Consider the following 19,932-nt stretch of genomic DNA (forward strand, 5'->3'; position numbering starts at 1 on the left):
ATCAAGGTGCGATGACGGTCATTGAGTTTTAGTTTGGTTCGGAAAGCTTTGTAAGCCATGATTTTATTTTACCATGAATCCGACTTGATGAGTATGTCGTCAGGGAAATTTGGCATGGTCTGGGGTTTGACCGTATACTCATTATTGAGTTGCGAATCTTTTTGGGTATTGTACCTTATTGTCCTAAGATGTAAAGCAAATCTTGGATTAAATTCTGGCTCCGACCCGATCGCTTTAGATATTCCTTGGGCCGAATATAATTTGTCCCGGTCTAATCATAGTAGCCCCTGCTTCTACGGCTAGTAAATAGTCCCCTGACATACCCATAGATAATTCTGCCATTTTGATATTAGACCAGTTTTGCGCCCCAATTTCAGCCGCTAACTGACGGGTTTTTTCAAAAACCGATCGCGTTTGGGTTTCGGTCAAGCCTTGGGGGGGAATTGTCATTAGACCTTGAATATTTAGGGACTCACAGGCATTAAGCTGGGGTAAATCAGCCAGTAACTCCGGGACTGTCCAACCATATTTGTTAGGATCTGGGAGGATTTTCACCTGTAGGCAGATCCGGGGACAGCGAGACTGTTCTCTAGCCAGGCGATCGAGTCTTTGGGCTAATTTCCAACTATCAACCGAGTGGAGCCAATCAAAATGAGCGATCGCCGTCGCCGCCTTATTGCTTTGTAGATGACCAATCAAGTGCCAAGTAATATCCCTGAGATCTTGCAATTGAAGTTGTTTCGCCTCTGCTTCCTGAACACGATTTTCGCCAAAATCCCTCACTCCGGCTTCATAAGCCAAGCGTATAGCCTCCACCGAAACCGTTTTGGTCACAGCGACCAGTCGCACCTCTGGGGGAATAGCAGCCCGAATTTGGGCAATTCTTTCAGCGATCGAATCAGTCATAGTCAGTCATAGTGGGTTAGTCAAGCTATAGAAAGGTCTGCTGATGAATTATTTGCAGTTTTTTATAAGGCTCCATTTGGCCAGTGCGTCGCAACATTCGCAAACGAATTTCCACTAACATCTTGGCATCGGAGCGGCTTATCGGTTCAAACTTCAAGCCAGCCGGTGATTGAGTCACCAAGAAAAATAGGCGTTGGGCGTAAAGGGTAGTAAATAATTCCTGATTATCTTCAACTGGGCAAACTTTAAAAAGTAAGCCAAAGTTGGGATGGTTCATGTAAGTTTCTGTTGTCATTCCGCCTCACGCATCAGCAAGCACTAACTTAGAAAAAAGGCAATTACCTGGTGTTACTCTGCTATTCGAGCCCGTCTATCAGAGATATATCCCAGAATCAAATAATCAGCCGATTTATCTTGACACTCTCAGGCGCACTTTTCAAGTCATAGCGCCTCGCACCGGGAAGCGGGGAAAGAGTGTTGGTCTTAAGATTCCCAGCCCCAAACCAAACGCATACCCCAAAATATAGTTAAGGCTAATAGGGCGACCCAATCCCACCAATTAATTTGAAGTTGATGCCACTCAACTCGATGTTGGTTAGGACTGGTAAAGCCTCGGACTTTCATGGCATTAGCAATTTGTTCTGCTCTCAATAATAAATTTTCTAGGAGTCGTTCTGCCACCAAAAGCCAAATTTGAGTCGCCCTTCGCCAGCCCAGTTTTTTCCAGTCGATCGCCCTAGTACGCACAGATCTATATAGGTTCTGAATTTCCTCAAGTACCAGGGGAAAGAAACGCAGGGACAGAGTGAGGGTGAGGGCTATTTCTGTTACCGGAATTTTCAGCCGTCGCAATGGTTTCATCAGGCTTTCGATCCCCACAGCAATTTCCTCAGAAGCCGTAGTCAGTAGATATAGATTAGTGCTGTAAACCAGGGTAAACAGCAAGGTACTAATCCGAACACCCAGATCCAGGGAATAGCGGGTAATAGTTAACGGACCCGCTGCCAGCAGAATATAACTATAGGCTGTTGGTTGAGGTAAACCCTCAGTCTCAGTCACCGAATCAGCGGCCGTTGTGGCATTTTCTCCCAGTCCTCCCACTCTCCCAAGACTTTGCATTTCCAAGGCTATCTCATCTCTGGGGAGGCGAGGTTGATGGCTAACACTCAACCCATCAGGTAGGATAGCACTTACTATCAACAATAAGCTACAGAAAGTTAATAGCCAGCCCATTTGTCGCTTCCACACCCGGAACGGAATTGCTGCCACTAGGGTAATCACCATCAATAGCACCACCAACCCCAACCGCCAAAGGGCATTAGAGAGGATCGGTGCAATGAGAAAGCTCATCAACCAGACTAGCTTAATCCGGGAATCAAGGCGATGAAGCCAAGTAATCGGTTGTTCTAAGTATAAACCGATAGGTAGCGATCGCAGTAGGTCCATTTTCTCAACAATTAACTATAGTTGGGGGGATCAATGCCAACTGGGCGCAACTGGTCAGTAATCAAACCTTAGTCGCCCGGTTAGAGGAATTTCTCTCTACTTCCCGCATAGCTTTACCCCGCCATAATAGTCTAATGGGAGTCCCAGCAAATCCCAATTGTTGACGGAACTGGCTTTCCATGTAGCGCCGATAATTATCCCCAAACCGTTTTGGGTCATTCACAAACAAGACAATTGTGGGCGGACTGGAGGTAACTTGAGTTCCATAGTAGATTTTACCCTGTCGTCCTTGGCGACTGGTGGGGGGAGAATGCCAACGGACTGCTTCTTCGATGACTTCATTAATTACCGATGTAGAGACTCGGCGGCGATTTTCTTCGGCGGCTTTGTCCACCAATTTAAAAATTTTCTCAACCCGCTGTCCGGTCATAGCGCTGACAAAAATCATATCTGCCCAATCGAGAAAATACAATCGCGATCGCATTACTTTTTCATACTCTAGGATCGTGTAACTATCCTTTTCCACCGCATCCCATTTATTTACCACAATCACACAGGCGCGCCCGTCATCAGAAATACGACCCGCCAATTTTTGATCTTGGTCTGTGACTCCTTCCACAGCATCAATGACAAACAACACCACATCAGCCCGTCGGATCGCCTTAAAAGCCCGGTTAATCCCAAAAAACTCCGCCCCATACTCAACGTGCTTTTTCCGGCGTATCCCCGCCGTATCTACTAGCCGATAGGTATTGCCATTATGTTCTACGATGGTATCGATCGCATCACGGGTAGTGCCGGAAATTGGACTGACGATCGCCCTTTCCTGACCCAGAAAAGTATTTAATAGGCTAGACTTACCCACATTCGGACGGCCCACAATTGCCACTCGCAATTCTTCGCTGTCCTCATTGTCTGTGGAAGCTGGTAAATTTTCAATCAAAGCATCCAGCAGTTCCCCCGTACCGCTACCATGAATGCTAGAAATCGGAAAAGGGTTTCCCAAACCCAATTCCCAGAATTGCGCCGCCTGAGTCAGTCCCTGGGTAGGAGATTCACATTTATTAACTGCTAAGAGGATCGGAACCTTTTGTTGTCGTAGCCAACTAGCGATCGCCTCATCCCCTCCCGTCGGTCCTGTTTGTCCATCCACCACCAAAATAGCCGCTGTCGCTTCTGCCAAAGCCATCAAGGCCTGTTCTCTAATTAGTGGCAAAAACTCGGTATCATCATCAAAGACTAACCCTCCCGTATCGACTACGGTAAACTCTCGATCCTGCCAATAGGCGGAACGATAGGTGCGATCGCGGGTCATTCCCGGTTGATCATGAACGATCGCATCTTGGGTTTGTGTAAGACGGTTTACCAGCGTAGACTTACCGACATTAGGGCGGCCGATAATGGCAACTATGGGTCGAGACATGGAACTTTCGCCTTATCCAGGCGTTGATAGTGCTAACCCCCTATTGTTACATACTCCGTCACCGTCGCTACCTGTGACCAGCGACCTGTGACCAGCGATCGCTCAACTCAACCTCACCCTAACTTAACAACAGCAAATGGAACGGGCAATTTCCGCATTAGGACTTGTAGTATTTGTAGTCCTCGCCTATTTATTTTCGCGCGATCGTCAGCAGATTCGCTGGCCTACCGTTTTCTGGGGCATTGCCCTGCAAATTTTATTTGCCATTGTGATTCTGAAAACCGCCATAGGATTCGCCATTTTCCAAGCCCTAGGCGCTGCTGTCACCCAGTTTCTCAACTTTTCCGATGCGGGAGCCCAATTTGTATTTGGAGACGATTTTGAGCAGCATTTCATCGCCTTTAAGGTCTTGCCGACCATTGTCTTTTTTTCCTCATTCATCACCATCTTATATCACTATGGCATCTTACAGAAAGTAGTCGAATGGGTAGCATGGTTAATGATGAAAACCCTCAAGACTTCCGGTTCAGAAACCCTCTCCTGTTCCGCCAATATTTTCGTCGGACAAACCGAGGCTCCCTTATTAGTTAAACCCTATATTGCCACCATGACGCGATCGGAAATCCATGCCATGATGACCGGGGGATTTGCCACCGTCGCCGGGGGAGTGTTAGCCGCTTATATTTCCTTTGGTGTTCCCGCAGAACATTTAATTGCCGCTTCCGTAATGTCCGCCCCTGCTAGTTTAGCTATTTCTAAAATATTCTATCCTGAAACCGAGCCTTCCCCCACCGCCGGAAAGGTAAAAATCGAAGTAAAACCCACTTCTGCTAATGCCATTGATGCCGCCGCCACCGGAGCCACTGAAGGCATGAAATTAGCCCTAAATGTCGCCGCCATGCTGATTGCTTTTTTAGGATTATTAGCCCTAGTTAACGGCGTGTTAGGATGGTTAGGAGCCGGGATAGGATTACCTCAACTTTCCTTGGAATGGCTATTTTCTTTTATCTTTGCTCCCGTCGCTTGGTTAATGGGTGTACCTTGGTCAGACTGCGCCACCGTCGGCGTGTTACTGGGTAAGAAGATTATTCTTAATGAATTTATCGCTTATTTAGACCTGAAACAACTCATGGAAAATGCCAATGTTGTAGGTACTACTGAACCCACCATTACTCCCCGGGGGATTTTAATTGCTACATACGCCCTTTGTGGATTTGCTAATATTGGCTCGATCGCCATTCAAATCGGTGGCATTTCCGCGATCGCACCAGAAAGACAAGCAGACCTAGCCCAATTAGGAGTCCGAGCCATGATTGCTGGTTCTCTCGCTTGTTTTATGACCGCTTGTGTGGCGGGTATGTTACTTTAACGCAATAGCAAAATCACCGTTTGTAGTGAGCCAACTATTACCCCCAAAATACCCCCCAGATTAACTATTCCTTGTAATTCACTTTTCACAATTCCATTAACTGCTACTTCTAACTGTTGTGGAGAAGTAGCCATTACCCGTTCTATAATCACTCCATCAAGATTCAAAATCGGAATCGCCTTAGCCACCAATTTCTCTAAGTCTTCTTCTAGGTAGCGTTCCAAAACCAGCGCCAACTCTTGACTAACTAATCCTAGGGAATTATTAACCACTGGGGAAGTTTGCAGCCGCTTTAAAATTAAGGCGGAAACCCTTTCCCAATCAATAGATTTAGTCAACTCCTGAATTAAATCTATACCCTGTTCTTGGACATATTCTCGCACAGTATCCCGGAAAGTTTTGCGTAATTGTCGCACCGTAGACAGCGGCAAATTTTGCATCGAAAGATTCTGCAACCACTCCTTTAGTCGCTCCCTAACACCCAGAGAAGTTAACAGTTTTTCCAGTCGGTGATTAGTTTCTTCTTTTTCATCCAGACAAAAAGTTCTTAACCGGGTTAAAGTCGTGCGGAGACCGAAAATATTAGCCACTACCCAATAGGTTCCCGTGCTTTGTTCCCGGAAGCCTTCGTCAATAATCGAAATATTGCGATCGGTCAGAAAATCAATTAAAGTCAGTCGGATAATTTCTGGGGGAATTACTCGGTCTAATAGCCATTCCGAAAGTTTTTGAGCCTGTTGGTCACTTAGTTGGAACTCCAACATCACTTGATCAAAAATCTGATTTAGCTGCGGCTCTAAAAAATCTTCCCGCCGCGCCATAACCCGCAATATCCTAGGTAAAGATTCCCCCAAAAAGTCCCTCAGAATACCTGCCAAAATTTTTGCGGTTTTCTGTTCTGTATCAGCTTTTACCTGAGCCAGCGCCAGTTGTAATAACCATAAAATCGTCGCTTCAATGCGTTCGGTTTTTAATAGGCGGCGCGCAACTTTCTGGAGTTCCTCTGGTGTCAGCAGGGACTGCATAATAGTATCAGAAACCCTTTTCGCCAGCCTTTCTTGGTTGCGGGGAATTAAACCGGGAGTAAAGGGAAGTTGAATTTTTCCGACCTTTTTGGCTTTATAGGGACGGAATAGCATTTTGATGGCTAGGTCGTTGGTAAAGTAGCCGATAATTCCCCCCAAAATTGGGGGAACGATAAAAATCGATACTTGAGATAAATTGACCATTATGCCACAACATTTCTGCAAATCCCAGGTAACTAGGACAACTGACGAATTGCCTTGTATATTCGCCTTTGTGAATTAGGGTGGTTGTTGGGATCGGGATGTTTCAGCTCATCAACCCCCTGATTCGAGAACCAATACTCCCATCATACCCCCTGCGATCGCATAGTGAGTAGCCCGACTAAAATTCGCTGCCTCTGCTAGGGCGACCTGTTGGGGACCCGTGGGGAATTTTTCTAGGCTAGGGTTAAGGTAGGCGTACTCAGCCTCTAGTCCGAAAGTATTAGCTACTGGAACAACAATGCGATCGAGATACCATTGTTGAAAGGTTTTAAAGGCATTTTCGGGACGGTGAAAATCTAAAATCGCCGCCGTCCCACCGGGTTTCAGGACGCGATGGAGTTCTTTCAGGCTGCGGGGAATGTCTACCACATTACGCAAACCATAACCCATGGTAGCACAGTCAAAGTAATGATCCGGGAAGGGAAGATCCAGTACATCTGCTTCTACCCAGGTAATGGGAGCCGGGGATAGGGTAAAGGGTGGTTGGCGATCGCCAGCAATAGCCAGCAGTTGACGGGAAAAATCCACCCCAACAACTTTTCCTGAGCTACCGACTTTGATAGCCAAAAGTCTGGTTAAGTCACCAGTCCCGCAACATAGATCTAACCCTATATGACCGGGACGAGCGCCACTCCAGTTAACCGCCATTTGTTTCCAAATGCGATGACTCCCAAAACTCAGCCAGTCGTTCATCTGGTCATAGACCGGAGCAATACGGTTAAACAGGTCTTGGATATGTTCTTCGGTTCTATCTAGCTTCATATTTTAAGTTGATTGGTGTAAGCGAGATAAAACTAGAGCCATTTCCTGAGCCACCAACTTAACCGTATACAGGTCATCTGGGGACAGTTGACAGGGTTTTTGCCATTGCAGGGAGAACACTGCGACCACTTGATTGCGATCGATAATGGGGGTACACAGGTGAGCTTGGATATTGGCGCTTTTATAGCGATCGCTTTCCGCTAGATCTGAGTTATTGGGGATATTTATTTCTCCCTGGGCGATTTTAGTAGCGATCGCTTCACTGACAATCGGATCATCAGCCAGCCAACCCTTCGCATCCTCCACGATACCATAGGCTCCGACTGTGGGAGCCAAACTATCTGAGGAAACCACTTGCAGAATCACCCCATCAGCTTCTATCTGTTCTCCAATAGCCTTAGCGATCGCCTGTAGAGTTTCCTCTATCTCCGTCGCCTTGAGTGCCATTCCCATAATATCGCTCAAGAGTTGGATTTGGCTGTTGGCTCGGCATAGTTGCTCTGTCCGCAGTTTCAGCAGTTCATAGGTTTCCGCCGCTCGTTGAACCACCGTTTTTAACTCATTCGGGTCCCAAGGTTTAGTAATGTATTTATAAACTTGGCCGGAATTAATCGCGTCCACCAAGTCTTCAATATCCGTAAAACCCGTGAGAATAATCCGCACCGTGTTAGGGAACTGGGGTACAGTTTTACTGAGAAATTCAGTCCCTTTCATTTCTGGCATCCGTTGATCAGATATGATCACTGCTACCTCCCCTTCCTGAGAGAGAATTTCTAGGGCGCGGACCCCGCTTTCCGCTTTAAAAACGCTAAAGTCTCTCCGAAAGGTACGATATAGCAAATCCAAATTATCTGGTTCATCGTCTACCACCAGCATCTTTGGTTTTTTAGGTCGTCTAATACTCATTAACTGGCGCTTAATGCTTTCTAGGTCTGGAGTTTCCGTTTCCATACTATTGTTACACTACGAGTGATTCCGTGCATTAGGGGATTTAGACTATTATCGCTTTAGCTGCTTTAACGGTTGCCCCTTGGTGTCAACCACAAAAACGTAATTTTGGTAATCTGGCATTTAAGCCATCTCCCAGATCGGGTAATGTTTGCCTCCGTCATGTCCTTAAAGATAGACGACAGAGCAACCGGCTGGCGTTCACCTGTTAGGTGTCATAACCCCCTTAACCTAGGTCTAATCCTTTACCTGCATTGATGATCAGTAATTTCTGGCTCCTGCCGAAAATTACCCGATGTTATGCAAGAGTAAGCTAGTCATTATCAACCCCAGGAAAATCAGAGCCACCCACAAAAATTGATTATCCTTCGTATTCACCTGAGTTAGATCAACCTCTGGGTCTGGTGATTTAGATTTGACTGGGGCTGCTTTCCCAGAAGTTTCTCGGCTTGATGATGCTACAGGAAATTTATCTGCGTTTTCTCCTAAGTTACTCAGATCGGGAATTTCGATTAACCCTTCCGAACCCTTATAGAGTTTGGGTGCTTCCAAAATTTCTAGCAACCGGCGCGACTGTTTCCTGGTTTGTAGGCTGGGATGAAATTTGAGGGTTTTGCAAAGAGCGATCGCCTTTTGTCTTTCCCCTAGGGCTTCATAGGCTGTTACCAGCCAAATCTGGACCTCGCCACCCAAGCCAGAGTTAGCCTCCACTGCATCTCTCGCTGTTTCCAAATGTACCACCGATTGGCGGTATCGACCCTGTTCAAAGGCTATTTGTCCAGATCTGTACTCGTGTAAAATCTGATCTAATTCTGGTGAACTCACAACAAAAATGAACTTTCATAGTGCAACACATCAAGGGTGGTATCCCCTAGCAGTCGGATTTTAACTATGTTATCAACCCGACTACCAGAGCATACCCCTAGAACTCATCATAATTCTCAGGAACACCAGATGCCTGATTATCCTGACGAGATCCTAGTAGATCAAGTTGATCAACCACAATCACCGGACTCGAACGTGGTACACCCGTATTGCGGTCAGTCCATGTATCAATCTTTAATGTTCCCTTGACTCCAATCAAACTGCCCTTACGGACATAGTTGGCAGCAATTTCAGCCGTCTTATCCCAAATGTCTAAAGTAAACCAATCCGGTTGATCGCTGTTGCGACTTCTGCGCCTGACAGCTAAGGTCAATCGACATTTTACTGCTCCTGACTATTACAGTCGATAAGAAAGTCACCTTTCCTACCTCTGCTCCAGAACCGTGCGTGAAAGTTTCCCTTCACACGGCTCCTCAGTTACTCAGTCATCAATAGATACCTCTAGCGTCTGTGATATCATGGCAGTGTCCGTGTATTATCCTTCTCAGTTCGACAGTGTGTTATTGGCTCAATTACCATCAATGTGATCAGTTGCCATCACATTATCTACTGTCAAACTTCGATAGCATTGGTCGCACCCGGATAGTTCAATAGCCGCTCACTCCAATAAACGTAATCTCCATCAAACGGGCTTTTTTCCCCTTTGACTTTGACGTGCTGTTTGAGCAGGGTTTGGCTATGTTTTTCCAGACAGTATTTGTGATCTGGTGTGATAAATTTCCATCCGATGCCTTGGTTGACTCCCCAGTAACTCGATATTACATCGGTGTTATTCTGATTTCGATTCCTTCTAAAGAAAGCCCATCCTCTCAGTTTGTTGAACAAAATACTGTCAATCTTACCAAAGGTTTCCTTACTACTCACAGTCGAGTAATATGACGACCACCCTCTAATGATTGGGTTTAGTGCATTGATCAGTTGTTCTTGACTTGAGTTTTTGTGACTTCCGATGATCTCATCTATTTTCTGTAGGTGGCGTTTTATTGCCTCTTTACTGGGTTTGATGATAGTTTGACAGCCTATTTTCTGCTCCGTGTTTCCCGTCGCGAGCGATCGCTTTTTGCTTGTGGGATATTGTCGGATATTGTACCCCAGAAAGTCCCAGCCTAGATTCCCATTATGTTCTGTGAAAGTGTGAGTAATGCGGGTGTTACTGTCTTTGAGTTTTAACCCCATTTCTCCCAACCAGGCTTCTATAGTTTCTTGTGCTGTCAGAATCACCGCAAGTTCTTCGTCCAATACCACCAAATCATCGGCATATCTGACCACTGTGGCTTTTCCATTATGACAGTTTGCTACTCCACCCTTGAATGTATCCTCTAGGAGACTTTCCAAGCCGTCAAGGGCGATATTTGCCAATAGTGGCATCAATCCCCCTTGGGGTGTATCAGTCTCCGTCGGGAACAATTCCTTTCCGTCCATTACCCCAGATTTCAACCAGGCTTTAATTGGTCGCCTGAGTCTAGGGTAGGTATTTAGTTTGGCTAGTAGTTTCTGATGGTAAATTCCCTCACAGCATTTCTCAATATGTGCATCTAGGACATATTTATGATCTTCGTTAATGCCATTGAAAATTGCTGCGATCGCATCTTGAGCAGACCTTCCAGGGCGGAACCCGTAGGAATTCCGGTCAAACTTTGCCTCCCATTCCGGTTCAAGTGCCAGCTTAACCAGCCCTTGTTTGGCTTTTTCCATCATCATTAGGATACCAAAGGCGGGCTTTTCCTCCTTTCCTGGTTCAGGTATCGAGACCTGGCGGCGGGTTTGAGTTTTCTTTCCCAGTTTCAGGCAGTTAGCCAAATCTAGCTTCTCCTGATTCCTGAGTCTGTTTACCCCATCAACTCCCGCCGTCTTTTCCGTACCATTGTCCTGGATAAGTTCTCGCACCGCCAGGATTTTGGCATCCATGGCATTTGTCAACAACCTTTGCAACCGACGAACCGCCTTGACATCGCCACGTTCCGAGGCTCGATAGATTCTCTTTTGGAGCTTGAAGACATGGTATTCAACTTTTTTCCAGTTGATTGTCTCCCATCCATACATCGGTTTTACCGTGTTCATAGCTTATTAACTCTGACTTGATTATCCATCTCCAAGTAACCGTGACTCCGTGGGCTTATCCTCTAGTTTCCTAAAGGCCTTTGCTTCTGAGTCAATCTTTTCCAGCGCCATCATGCGGCTTGACTGCCTACTCGGTTATCGACCTGTCCGAGAGATGCACGCCGGATTACCCCGTTCCGAGTGTCTGCTTTGCGATGAGGTTAGAGTTCCACTATCCGCCGGGTTTCTTAGGGGATGCTCCGGGTCAAATTTCGAGTTGCCCAGCCCTTATCCTTGCCTTTTGGCGCAGCCCATAACCCATTTAGGCTGTCATCAATAACGACGGTTCAGACGTGGATTCAGTTAACCTTACTCATACTCATCTCAGCTAGAAGGGATTTCGCCATGGGTTGGCGATTACCTCCGTTACACCCCGCTTCACCAGATTGATAGTCAGTCTCCCCAGTGGGGGTGTCGCTTCGTCTGCATCACGACGGTAGGAATTGGTGAAACCCTCACCTACCCAAACACCCAGTTATCATAGACCTGTGACCGCTTGTCCTAGTCTACGCAGATGGCACGCTACCCAACTGGGCAACTTTTCCATCTAACGGGTCGCACCAAAATATTTGACATCCGGATCAATTCCGGCCCTTCCCACCAGGGTAACAACATTTAGACTCATTCAATATCTCCGGTTAGTGATTTATAGGCAGCAGCCTCGCTCCCATTCTATCAAACCGTGAAGCAGCAAGTTGTAGGCATTTGCTCGGCTGTGGCTGTGCAAGCCTAACGGACAAACTGTGGCATAACTTCGGCGGCGGTGAACAGTCCATAAATGCCCCTTTCGTGCAATTTGACCCCGGCTTTTAAATAGCCAAAAGCTGGACCGCAGACATTGGCAGCCATGCTAGTTTCATCACCCAGAGTAAAGGTGTGGGTGGAGATTTTCCCCTCGAAGGTGCGACCAGTGACTTGTACATTGGTACTCAGGGGTTTTTTGGGGTTACGGGTATCGACAATTCCACCAACAGTAACGCGATCGCGAGAACAAATACCCGCCAATTCCAACATAATATCGTCGGCGTGTTCCATGTTTTCCAGTTTCAGCAAACCATTAGTTTTATCTAATAGGGCTTCTACTTCCGCATCTGTCATCGCCCTAGCTGTTTCTACGTTATAACCAGGAAGGTGGGCAATATCTTCCCTGATAGTAGCTCTGTAGGCTTCCCAGTTCGCTATACCTACCCCAAAGGTGATGTTAACGCTGTGAATTTCTGCATAACTTTGGGCAGCGATCGCCGCCGCCGCCGTGAGTAAACCCGGAGTCGCCCCACAACCGGTCATATAGGTGATGCCAGCCGCTTTTAACTCCTCCTGAAGTTCTAGGAGTTGTTCCACCGCGCTGGTACGCTTGAGGGCATCTACTAGAACTCCCTGCCAACCGGAGTTAATAAAGGCTTGGGCTACGGAAGCCATAAAGGTATTTGGTAAATTAGGCAGCGCCAAAAAGTAACCCTTTACTAGGGGAGCATGGTTAATTAAGTCAATAATACTCTGGGTGCTGTGGGTTCCGCCGGGTTCTATGTCTGCCACAGAACCGCGATCGCGATATGTCCTGATGCACAGGTCTGGATCTAGTCCTTCCGGGGAATAGATATAGCCCTTTTGATCTGCTGCTGCGACCCAGCACATTTCTTGTTTAGGGGTTAATACCCTAGCCGCCGCTTGTCCTAAACCACCAAACCCTAGGACTCCCACAGGTATGGGGTTATTGGTTAAGTCAGTATTTGGCTGATGATTCGTCATAAAATATGCTGTCAATTCGACAATTTATAATGGTCAAGCCGGAAATGTTGATCTTAATGCTGTTCCGGCAATCATTAATTTTAGGGTAATTTGAGTTAACATACCTTAATCCTTACCCAGGTGTGCTATACCATGCTCCACCTCGTCCTAGCTAGAAGCGCACAAAGTCCTAGTATCCTGGACAACACCGCCCCATCAAACTCTGACCCCTCACCGTGGGAACCCAACCCAATAGACAACAATTAACGTCAGTTAATCGATCGCCCCCAATACTTTCATACTTGCTTTTTGGGCATTGCTCAAACCTTTTACCCCGCAGATATTCGCCCTTTCGTAAAGTCTGGGTACTCTCAAAGTTTTGAGACATTCTCGCGTTGGGACATTCCAAAGTTTAATTGTCTCGTCCGCACTGCTACTGGCCAAGGTTTGACCATCGGGGCTAAAAGCTACTGCCAGCACCCAACTTTGATGTCCGTTAAAAGTAGCATAACATTCATGGGTCGTCACATCCCACAAACGCACCGTATTGTTTTCTCCTCCACTCGCCAATAGTTGACCGTCTGGACTAAATGAAATCAGGTAAGTCCAAACTTGTTGACCTGGAAAAATTGCCAGACATTCTTGGGTCGTCACATCCCATAAACGCACCGTATTATCATTACTACTGGTAGCCAATATTTGACCATTAGGGCTGAAATTAACTGAGATTATCTCTCCCTGATGTCCGACAAATTTTAGGGGAGGTTTTTGGAAATCAATGTCCCACACTTGCAGAATATTATCACTCCCACCCACCGCGATTTTTTGACTATCAGGACTAAAGGCAACTGTAAATATTTTCCAAGGATAAGGGTTAATTTCCTTGATTAACTTGGGGGTCGGATTCACATCCCATAACTTAATAGTTCGGTCATCCCCAGCACTGACTAACAATTGATGATCGTAACTAAAAGCAGCCGCATATAACTGGTTTGTGTGTGTGATTAATGTACTTAAACATTTATGATTATCAACACTCCAACACCTGACGGTAAAATCTCGACTAGCACTAGCGATCGTTTGACCATCTGGACTAAAAGCAACTGATTGTACTCGTTCTTTATGTCCCCGTAAATTGGCTAAAATCTCCCCTGTTTCTATATCCCAAATCCTGACATAGTAATCATCGCTACCACTGGCTAATGTCTTACCATCTGGACTAAAAACGACTGAACGTATCCAATTACACCAGCCTCCTAAAATGCTGTTGATCTTGATATTATTAATGTTTTCCACATTCCACAAACTCACCTTTTTATCAGCAGCACACATAGCTAATATTTTACCATCTGGTGTAAAAGCCAGTTCCTCTATCCAAGAAGTATGTTCTTGTAAAGTATTGAGGAGTTGGGGATGATGAATATCGCTCACGTCCCACAGTTTCGCGGTGAGATCGCCACTTCCACTAGCCAGTATTTTGCCATTGGGACTAAAAGCTAATCCTCTGAGATCGCTATCGTGTGCAGAGATACTAGCAGCCAGAGAAATATTATTTATATCAGCAATTTGCCAAAGTTTAATGGTTCCGTCAGCACTCCCACTAGCTAAGACTTGACCATCAGAACTGAAAGCCACACCCCATACTTCTTCTTCATGGTCTTGTAAAGTTTTCAGGCATTTAGCATTAGCTACATCCCAAATTTTGATATTTGTGTCTTTGCTTGTGGTTGCCAAAATTTGACTATCTGGACTGAAAACCATTCGATTAATCCAACTGGTGTGTCCGGGGAGATACGCCAAACATTTACCATTATTAATATCCCACAACTGTACTGTACCATCTACACTCCCACTCGCCAATATTTTCATATTTGGACTCAGGTTAGAATCAAACAACAAATTAGGCTCTATCAGTACGCTTTTAAAACATTCATGGTTTGCCATATCCCAAAACTTGACGATTTTATCATAACTAGCACTGACAAGAATTTGCCCATCTTCATTAAATTTTATGGTATTTATGCTGAGGCGATGCCCTGTCAATGTGCCGATTTTTGAGCCATCAGCAACTCGCCAAATATGAATTTGACCAGATTCATCACCTGTGGCTAAAAGTTTACCATCAGGAGTAAAATCTAATGCTCTAACTATATTCATAGATTCCATAAAAAGACAGTTAGTTAAAGTGGCTTTTACTAAACTTACATCCTGCAAACTAGCACCCCTAAAATCAGCGCCCAAAATCACGGCATGACTGAGATCGCAACCCTCCAAAGCAGCCTTGTCAGTTTTCAAAAGCAGGGTGATTGCATTCCCGCCAACATAGCCGACTTTTTCTAGGGTTTTTCGCCGTGTCGCCTTGACTACTTCCCGCAAGCGATCGCAAATATCCTGTAAGTTTTCCTCATCAGTGTTGGTCACCGGACGCAGCATCGGCAATAATAAATCTAGCACTGCTTTCGCCAGAGGCATTTCCCCAAAGGTAGTTCGCAAATGTGCCAAAGACTCCGTAGAAAACATATTGAGAGGCGAAATCAAAATCACTTCTCCGTTAACATCAACTTCGCGGCGAAAATAATTAGACCAAGTGTAGTTTTGAGCCGTTTTCTGTGGATTTACATGGGACTGTGGCTGTGCCACCTCGACGAAATCGGGAGCCAATATCCCCAATTCAGCAGCAAACTTATAAGCGACAAAAAACTCTAATAAGGAACGGTGAGCCGGACTATAATCCCCATCTTCATTGCGAATTAACATAGTCTGACCCATCATATCATAATGCCAGTGATCTAAATCCTTTTGTTGTTGCACTTGCGACTCAAACAAGCGACGAATGCGATCGGGAAACTCCCGATAATTCAAACTCATTCGATTCTTAGATAGCATCTCCCAGGAGAGTTCGCACAGAAAATAAAGTTTATCTGCCAGAGAAGTAAATGTGCGCTTTTTCTGTATATCATGCTGCATTTTGCGGGTAACTGCATAGAGATAAATTCTGGCTAAATCGATCGCTTTTCCCGCTTCGATATCCGGCAAGGCTTTCAGTATTAACTGACTCATGACCGGACGGCGAGCCAAATCCACAAGTTGGGGATTATTCATGACTTTTTTCACCGTGGCGGGTGAGGCTTCAAAGGAGAGAGCCTGACGAATTTGCTGGTTACTAAATTTTTTTAATTCCAGAACTTCAAACTGTGGCGGTTCTCCGGTTAATGCTGCCACGGAAGCCTGTAGTTCTGCATTCAGCAAAGCACGTCCTTCTTTGGCTTCAGGAAAATGCTCCGTCCGACAAGTCAAAATAACTTTAGAACCAGAGACTACAGTTTGAGCCAATTCCCAAAAGTTATTAATCATCCGCTGTCGGTCAATTTTGGCAGCCATCTCGTCAAAGCCATCAAACATGACCAACAATTTGCCCTGGCGGTTGAGCCATTCAAAGGCAGAATAACCCCCTCGCAAGGGGATTTCATGTTGCCGGAAAAAGAACTCAGAAAACAGCGATTCCATATTAATGGCACTGGCATAATCTCGCAAGAGAATAACTATGGGCAATCGCGGGCGTTCCACTCCTTTATTTTTGGCTTTTAAGTAGCGGTTTAATTGTTGCCCGGCATAATGAAAAATAAACCAGGTTTTGCCTGTGCCAAACTCACCCAAAATCGATAGATGTTTTTTGGCGGTATCGTCAATCCACCTATTAACATAACCATCGATCCAGCCATCGTCTTCGTCGTAGTGGCTGACTCCTAATTTATGCTTGGTAGAGGGGTCAACTTCCTCTTTTATGCAGGCGAGAGGTACATATTTATGGTGGATACCTCGCCGTTGAATTTCCTGCTCTAGCCATTGACAATAGCCACTAAAGTCTGCTTCTTGGTCGATAAGTTCGTCGAATGTGTAGCAAAATAAGTTTTTATTTGGGCTTTTTTGGGCTGCATTTCTGGCGGCTTTACTGACTCGACGGACAGCGACTAACCATCCCTCGTTGGTGCGTTGGTTTTCCACAGACTGACGCAAAGCATTAAAATCGGAAATTTCTGCTTCCCCTTCTACTCCCCGGACGAGAATGCGATCGTATCCTCGGCGGGCCTTAATTTTGATGATCCACTCAAAAAATCGATTTCCCTCGATTACTTCTTGAATATTGTAGCGCGAATCAAATTCATAATCCAGAATTTCAAACCATTCTCGCATCTGTTGGGGAAAGGCAAATTGGCAGCGATCGCGATCGGCTTTGATGGCCTGTTCCACGACTAACCGAAAATTAGTGCGGCTTACTTTTTTAGCAAATAAATCGGTTAGTATTTTCCATAATTTGGCGGCTTCTTGTCTGATATAATTTTGATTAAAATTAAGCAGGATTTCGATGTCGTCATATTTTTTGCCCTGCCAAGACCAACAAAAAATTTGTTTTTGCAAGTCGCTAATACGTTTGCCTTGGCGATCGCATGAATATTTCTGATTAACAAACTCAAAGGCCTCTTCTGGAGTCATGGCTGATACTCCCCAAGTTTGACATGGTAAAAACTAACTTATTATAGACGGTTTCCTGGCTCCCAAGCCAGAAAATTTGACCAAAATCCCATTGTTTTGCCCATTTATTGAGATTTCATCTCACAAAGCGGCTAAACCCTACCTAACAAAAACTAACTTTTTTCCCGATCATTTTCTAACCCAGAGCCTCAACTGCCACCGCGATAATTGGATTGTTAATGCGATTGATAGATGGATAGCATTCAAAAATCAGCAGTATTGGGAGACTTGAAATGGCTAATTATTATGGTAACGACAGCAACAATCTACTTCAAGGAAGTAGTACAGGACATGACCGGATGTGGGGTTATGGAGGAAATGATACGTTATTTGGTTATGGAGGAAATGATTATCTTGATGGTGGTTCGGGCAATGATTTACTTTTTGGCGGTTCGGGTCGTGATACCTTAGTCGGTGGTTCGGGTAATGATTCACTTTATGGCGAGTGGGAGAATGATACCTTATCTGGTGGCGATGGGAACGATTATCTTGATGGTGGTTCGGGCAATGATTCACTTAGAGGCGGTAGGGGTCGTGATACTTTAGTCGGTGGTTGGGGCAATGATTCACTTTATGGCGAGTGGGACAATGATTTATTATTAGGTCAATGGGGAAACGATTACCTCAGTGGAGGTTCGGGAAACGATACAATTGATGGTTTTTACTACAGCGGTCTCAGTGGTAACGGCGAACGAGATACGTTAAATGGTGGTTCTGGTGATGACGTTTTCGTGATTGGTGATTGGTATGGAAAAGGCTACTTAGGTAACAGTTGGGCGGTGATTCAAGATTTTGGTAATGGCTCCGATAAAATAAAAGTTCAAGGCAGTCTGAATCAATACCGTCTCACACCTGGAAGCTGGTACGGTTATTCTGCAAATGATGTCGCAATTGTACTGAACAACAATACCAGCGAAGTATTGGCGATCGTTCAGAACCGCTGGGGCAATCTTGAGTTGTCCTCTCGTCATTTCATTACCACATAAATAGTCAATCAAAATCCTCTCTCAGGGTGGGCAATGCCCACCTTGGGAATCATTCTAAGGGTTGATATTGAGTGAGAATGCAGGTTATTTGATTTAAACTGGGCGATCGCATTTTCGATTACAATATCACCCAGGCAATATCAATATCAGGGTAATCGCTACAACGCCTATGATTACTAAAGAAATCACCCCCACACTTATTTGACAGAATTATCAGTTTGTGATGGTTGACTGAGTAATCAACTGTTGACAGACTTATCTACCCTGGCTAGGGACTCGATTCTGATTGATTTTTGAGTCATCAGGTAGGATGCCTGGCTAAGGTAGTTAACCCCGATCGCACTTAGAGCAATCCTTCCAGAAAAAAGGCGGCACCCGGATTTGAACCGGGGATGGAGATTTTGCAGACCTCTGCCTTACCACTTGGCTATGCCGCCACCACTGCGATTTACTAATATATCACAACCGCTGGGGAAACTGCAACTTTTTTCGCCAAGAATTTACACTCCTCTGTAATCGAGGCGATAACCAGCTATCGTATTGGGGATATATCGGTAGTCGTCGCTGCAATTGCCAACCTTTCGGGTTGATAATTTGGCTGAGGGTTTCCGGGTTAATGTGGGGATAGTCCGGGTTGACTACATCTTGGGGACCGATTCCCCCTAGGTCTCTGGCTCCCGCTTCCAGACATTTTAATAATATCTCTGGTTCCATGACTAGGTTGGGGGGAATTTGCACGGTGATTTCTTCGGGGAGAATACGGCGGGCGATCGCCACTACTTCCGGTAATTGGCTAAGATTAAATCCGTACCCTGGCTGCGCTTGTCGGCTTCCTTCCCTGTAGGGTTGCACAATCACCTCTTGAATGTGACCAGAGCGATCGTGACTTTTGGCGATCGCTTCTAATGTCCATCCCCAGTCTGAGGGACTTTCCCCAATTCCCAAAAGTAACCCAGTCGTAAACGGAATTTTGAGTTCCCCAGCCCAATCAAGCTGCTGTAACCTAATACTAGGAACTTTACTAGGCGCGTGGCGATGAACCGTTTGTAAAAGCTCCCGAGTCATTTGTTCCAGCATTAACCCCATCGACACATTAACCTGTTTTAATCTAGCCATTTCCTCAAATTTCAGCGGACCCGCATTAGTGTGTGGCAAAAATCCCCAATTTAGGGCTTCATCGCACAACTCATAAATGCGATCGCACCAAGCCTCTCGCCGGGGACTGTTCGGGTGTACTTCCCCACTCAGAATCAAAATCTCCACTACTCCCTGTTCACATAGTCCCGCCAGTTCCTGTTTCATCTCCGCCATAGTTAACCAAGGACTATCTCCCGGTTCCTTGCGGAAATTACAGTAACTACAGCGGTTAAAACACTCATAGGTCGGAACTATCGTATAAGCCGGAGAATAGGAAACCAAGGTAGACATCTGAATAAACATTAGTTTTGCTTATCTAACATATAACTAAATACTTTGTTAAACCCCTTTACAAACCTTAACGGAGTGTGTCATATTATAGACACGGTAGAAAAACAACTGCCGGATAAGTACCTCGAC

Annotated in this window: 14 protein-coding genes, 1 tRNA gene and 1 pseudogene; 2 read left to right on the top strand and 14 right to left on the bottom strand. The window is 45.5% G+C overall.

Annotated features, from left to right (window positions below; genetic code table 11):
* Positions 1-234 precede the first annotated feature (234 nt).
* The 4 genes from P5683_RS14930 to der form a co-directional block, all read right to left on the bottom strand.
* Entirely contained in the window at positions 235-906 is a 672-nt protein-coding gene (locus tag P5683_RS14930) for a YggS family pyridoxal phosphate-dependent enzyme (RefSeq protein ID WP_006623349.1), read from the bottom strand.
* Positions 907-931: 25 nt separating this feature from the next.
* Positions 932-1,201: a transcriptional coactivator PipX gene (pipX, locus tag P5683_RS14935; RefSeq protein WP_006623348.1), complete on the bottom strand. Its 270-nt coding sequence runs from the start codon at positions 1,199-1,201 to the stop codon at positions 932-934.
* Positions 1,202-1,389: 188 nt separating this feature from the next.
* Complete coding sequence (locus P5683_RS14940) at positions 1,390-2,352, bottom strand: energy-coupling factor transporter transmembrane protein EcfT (protein ID WP_006623347.1); 963 nt, start codon at positions 2,350-2,352, stop codon at positions 1,390-1,392.
* Positions 2,353-2,413: 61 nt separating this feature from the next.
* On the bottom strand, positions 2,414-3,775 hold the full coding sequence (der, locus tag P5683_RS14945; RefSeq protein WP_006670724.1) for a ribosome biogenesis GTPase Der: 1,362 nt from the start codon (positions 3,773-3,775) through the stop codon (positions 2,414-2,416).
* 136 nt (positions 3,776-3,911) lie between these two features.
* Between der and P5683_RS14950 the strand changes: the two genes are divergently transcribed.
* Positions 3,912-5,144, top strand: a complete 1,233-nt coding sequence (locus P5683_RS14950; protein WP_315640298.1) for a NupC/NupG family nucleoside CNT transporter — start codon at positions 3,912-3,914, stop codon at positions 5,142-5,144.
* Here P5683_RS14950 and P5683_RS14955 read toward each other — a convergent pair.
* From P5683_RS14955 to P5683_RS14990, 8 genes and pseudogenes are all read right to left on the bottom strand, one after another.
* The gene (locus tag P5683_RS14955) at positions 5,141-6,373 is read right to left on the bottom strand and encodes a DUF445 domain-containing protein (RefSeq protein ID WP_006623344.1); all 1,233 of its coding nucleotides are present in this window, start codon (positions 6,371-6,373) and stop codon (positions 5,141-5,143) included. The two genes, P5683_RS14950 and P5683_RS14955, sit on opposite strands and share 4 nt — an antisense overlap.
* A 111-nt stretch (positions 6,374-6,484) precedes the next feature.
* Positions 6,485-7,195, bottom strand: a complete 711-nt coding sequence (gene ubiE, locus P5683_RS14960; RefSeq protein WP_006623343.1) for a bifunctional demethylmenaquinone methyltransferase/2-methoxy-6-polyprenyl-1,4-benzoquinol methylase UbiE — start codon at positions 7,193-7,195, stop codon at positions 6,485-6,487.
* 3 nt (positions 7,196-7,198) lie between these two features.
* Positions 7,199-8,146 (bottom strand): response regulator, encoded by a 948-nt coding sequence (locus P5683_RS14965; protein WP_006623342.1) that lies wholly within the window; start codon positions 8,144-8,146, stop codon positions 7,199-7,201.
* Between the two features lie 285 nt (positions 8,147-8,431).
* Positions 8,432-8,968, bottom strand: coding sequence for a hypothetical protein (locus tag P5683_RS14970; RefSeq protein WP_006623341.1), 537 nt, complete (start codon positions 8,966-8,968; stop codon positions 8,432-8,434).
* Positions 8,969-9,065: 97 nt separating this feature from the next.
* A pseudogene (gene ssb / locus P5683_RS14975) lies at positions 9,066-9,362 on the bottom strand (single-stranded DNA-binding protein); the annotation flags it as partial.
* A 218-nt stretch (positions 9,363-9,580) separates the two neighbouring features.
* Positions 9,581-11,089 carry a reverse transcriptase N-terminal domain-containing protein gene (locus P5683_RS14980; protein WP_315640301.1) on the bottom strand — a complete coding sequence of 503 codons (1,509 nt, stop codon included), beginning with the start codon at positions 11,087-11,089 and terminating at the stop codon, positions 9,581-9,583.
* Between the two features lie 768 nt (positions 11,090-11,857).
* On the bottom strand, positions 11,858-12,877 hold the full coding sequence (locus tag P5683_RS14985) for a hypothetical protein (RefSeq protein WP_006623338.1): 1,020 nt from the start codon (positions 12,875-12,877) through the stop codon (positions 11,858-11,860).
* 252 nt (positions 12,878-13,129) lie between these two features.
* Positions 13,130-17,350 carry a pentapeptide repeat-containing protein gene (locus P5683_RS14990; protein WP_315640303.1) on the bottom strand — a complete coding sequence of 1,407 codons (4,221 nt, stop codon included), beginning with the start codon at positions 17,348-17,350 and terminating at the stop codon, positions 13,130-13,132.
* A 272-nt stretch (positions 17,351-17,622) separates the two neighbouring features.
* Between P5683_RS14990 and P5683_RS14995 the strand changes: the two genes are divergently transcribed.
* Positions 17,623-18,375: a calcium-binding protein gene (locus P5683_RS14995; RefSeq protein ID WP_006623336.1), complete on the top strand. Its 753-nt coding sequence runs from the start codon at positions 17,623-17,625 to the stop codon at positions 18,373-18,375.
* 366 nt (positions 18,376-18,741) lie between these two features.
* On the opposite strand, the gene P5683_RS15000 is transcribed toward P5683_RS14995, so the two are convergent.
* Together P5683_RS15000 and cofG are read right to left on the bottom strand one after the other, a co-directional pair.
* Positions 18,742-18,812, bottom strand: a tRNA-Cys gene (locus P5683_RS15000).
* A 22-nt stretch (positions 18,813-18,834) separates the two neighbouring features.
* Positions 18,835-19,815, bottom strand: a complete 981-nt coding sequence (gene cofG, locus P5683_RS15005; RefSeq protein WP_315640305.1) for a 7,8-didemethyl-8-hydroxy-5-deazariboflavin synthase subunit CofG — start codon at positions 19,813-19,815, stop codon at positions 18,835-18,837.
* Between the last annotated feature and the right edge of the window lie 117 nt (positions 19,816-19,932).

The organism is Limnospira sp. PMC 1279.21 (assembly GCF_032349615.1).
In the GTDB taxonomy this organism is placed as follows: Bacteria; Cyanobacteriota; Cyanobacteriia; order Cyanobacteriales; family Microcoleaceae; genus Limnospira; species Limnospira fusiformis.

Excerpts from the sequence above, each read along its gene's own strand:
- der (WP_006670724.1), bottom strand. The coding sequence starts at position 3,775 with ATGTCTCGACCCATAGTTGCCATTATCGGCCGCCCTAATGTCGGTAAG.
- P5683_RS14980 (WP_315640301.1), bottom strand. The coding sequence starts at position 11,089 with ATGAACACGGTAAAACCGATGTATGGATGGGAGACAATCAACTGGAAA.
- pipX (WP_006623348.1), bottom strand. The coding sequence starts at position 1,201 with ATGACAACAGAAACTTACATGAACCATCCCAACTTTGGCTTACTTTTT.
- ubiE (WP_006623343.1), bottom strand. The coding sequence starts at position 7,195 with ATGAAGCTAGATAGAACCGAAGAACATATCCAAGACCTGTTTAACCGT.
- P5683_RS14940 (WP_006623347.1), bottom strand. The coding sequence starts at position 2,352 with ATGGACCTACTGCGATCGCTACCTATCGGTTTATACTTAGAACAACCG.
- P5683_RS14950 (WP_315640298.1), top strand. The coding sequence starts at position 3,912 with ATGGAACGGGCAATTTCCGCATTAGGACTTGTAGTATTTGTAGTCCTC.
- P5683_RS14995 (WP_006623336.1), top strand. The coding sequence starts at position 17,623 with ATGGCTAATTATTATGGTAACGACAGCAACAATCTACTTCAAGGAAGT.
- P5683_RS14955 (WP_006623344.1), bottom strand. The coding sequence starts at position 6,373 with ATGGTCAATTTATCTCAAGTATCGATTTTTATCGTTCCCCCAATTTTG.
- P5683_RS14965 (WP_006623342.1), bottom strand. The coding sequence starts at position 8,146 with ATGGAAACGGAAACTCCAGACCTAGAAAGCATTAAGCGCCAGTTAATG.
- P5683_RS14930 (WP_006623349.1), bottom strand. The coding sequence starts at position 906 with ATGACTGATTCGATCGCTGAAAGAATTGCCCAAATTCGGGCTGCTATT.
- P5683_RS14985 (WP_006623338.1), bottom strand. The coding sequence starts at position 12,877 with ATGACGAATCATCAGCCAAATACTGACTTAACCAATAACCCCATACCT.
- cofG (WP_315640305.1), bottom strand. The coding sequence starts at position 19,815 with ATGTTTATTCAGATGTCTACCTTGGTTTCCTATTCTCCGGCTTATACG.
- P5683_RS14990 (WP_315640303.1), bottom strand. The coding sequence starts at position 17,350 with ATGACTCCAGAAGAGGCCTTTGAGTTTGTTAATCAGAAATATTCATGC.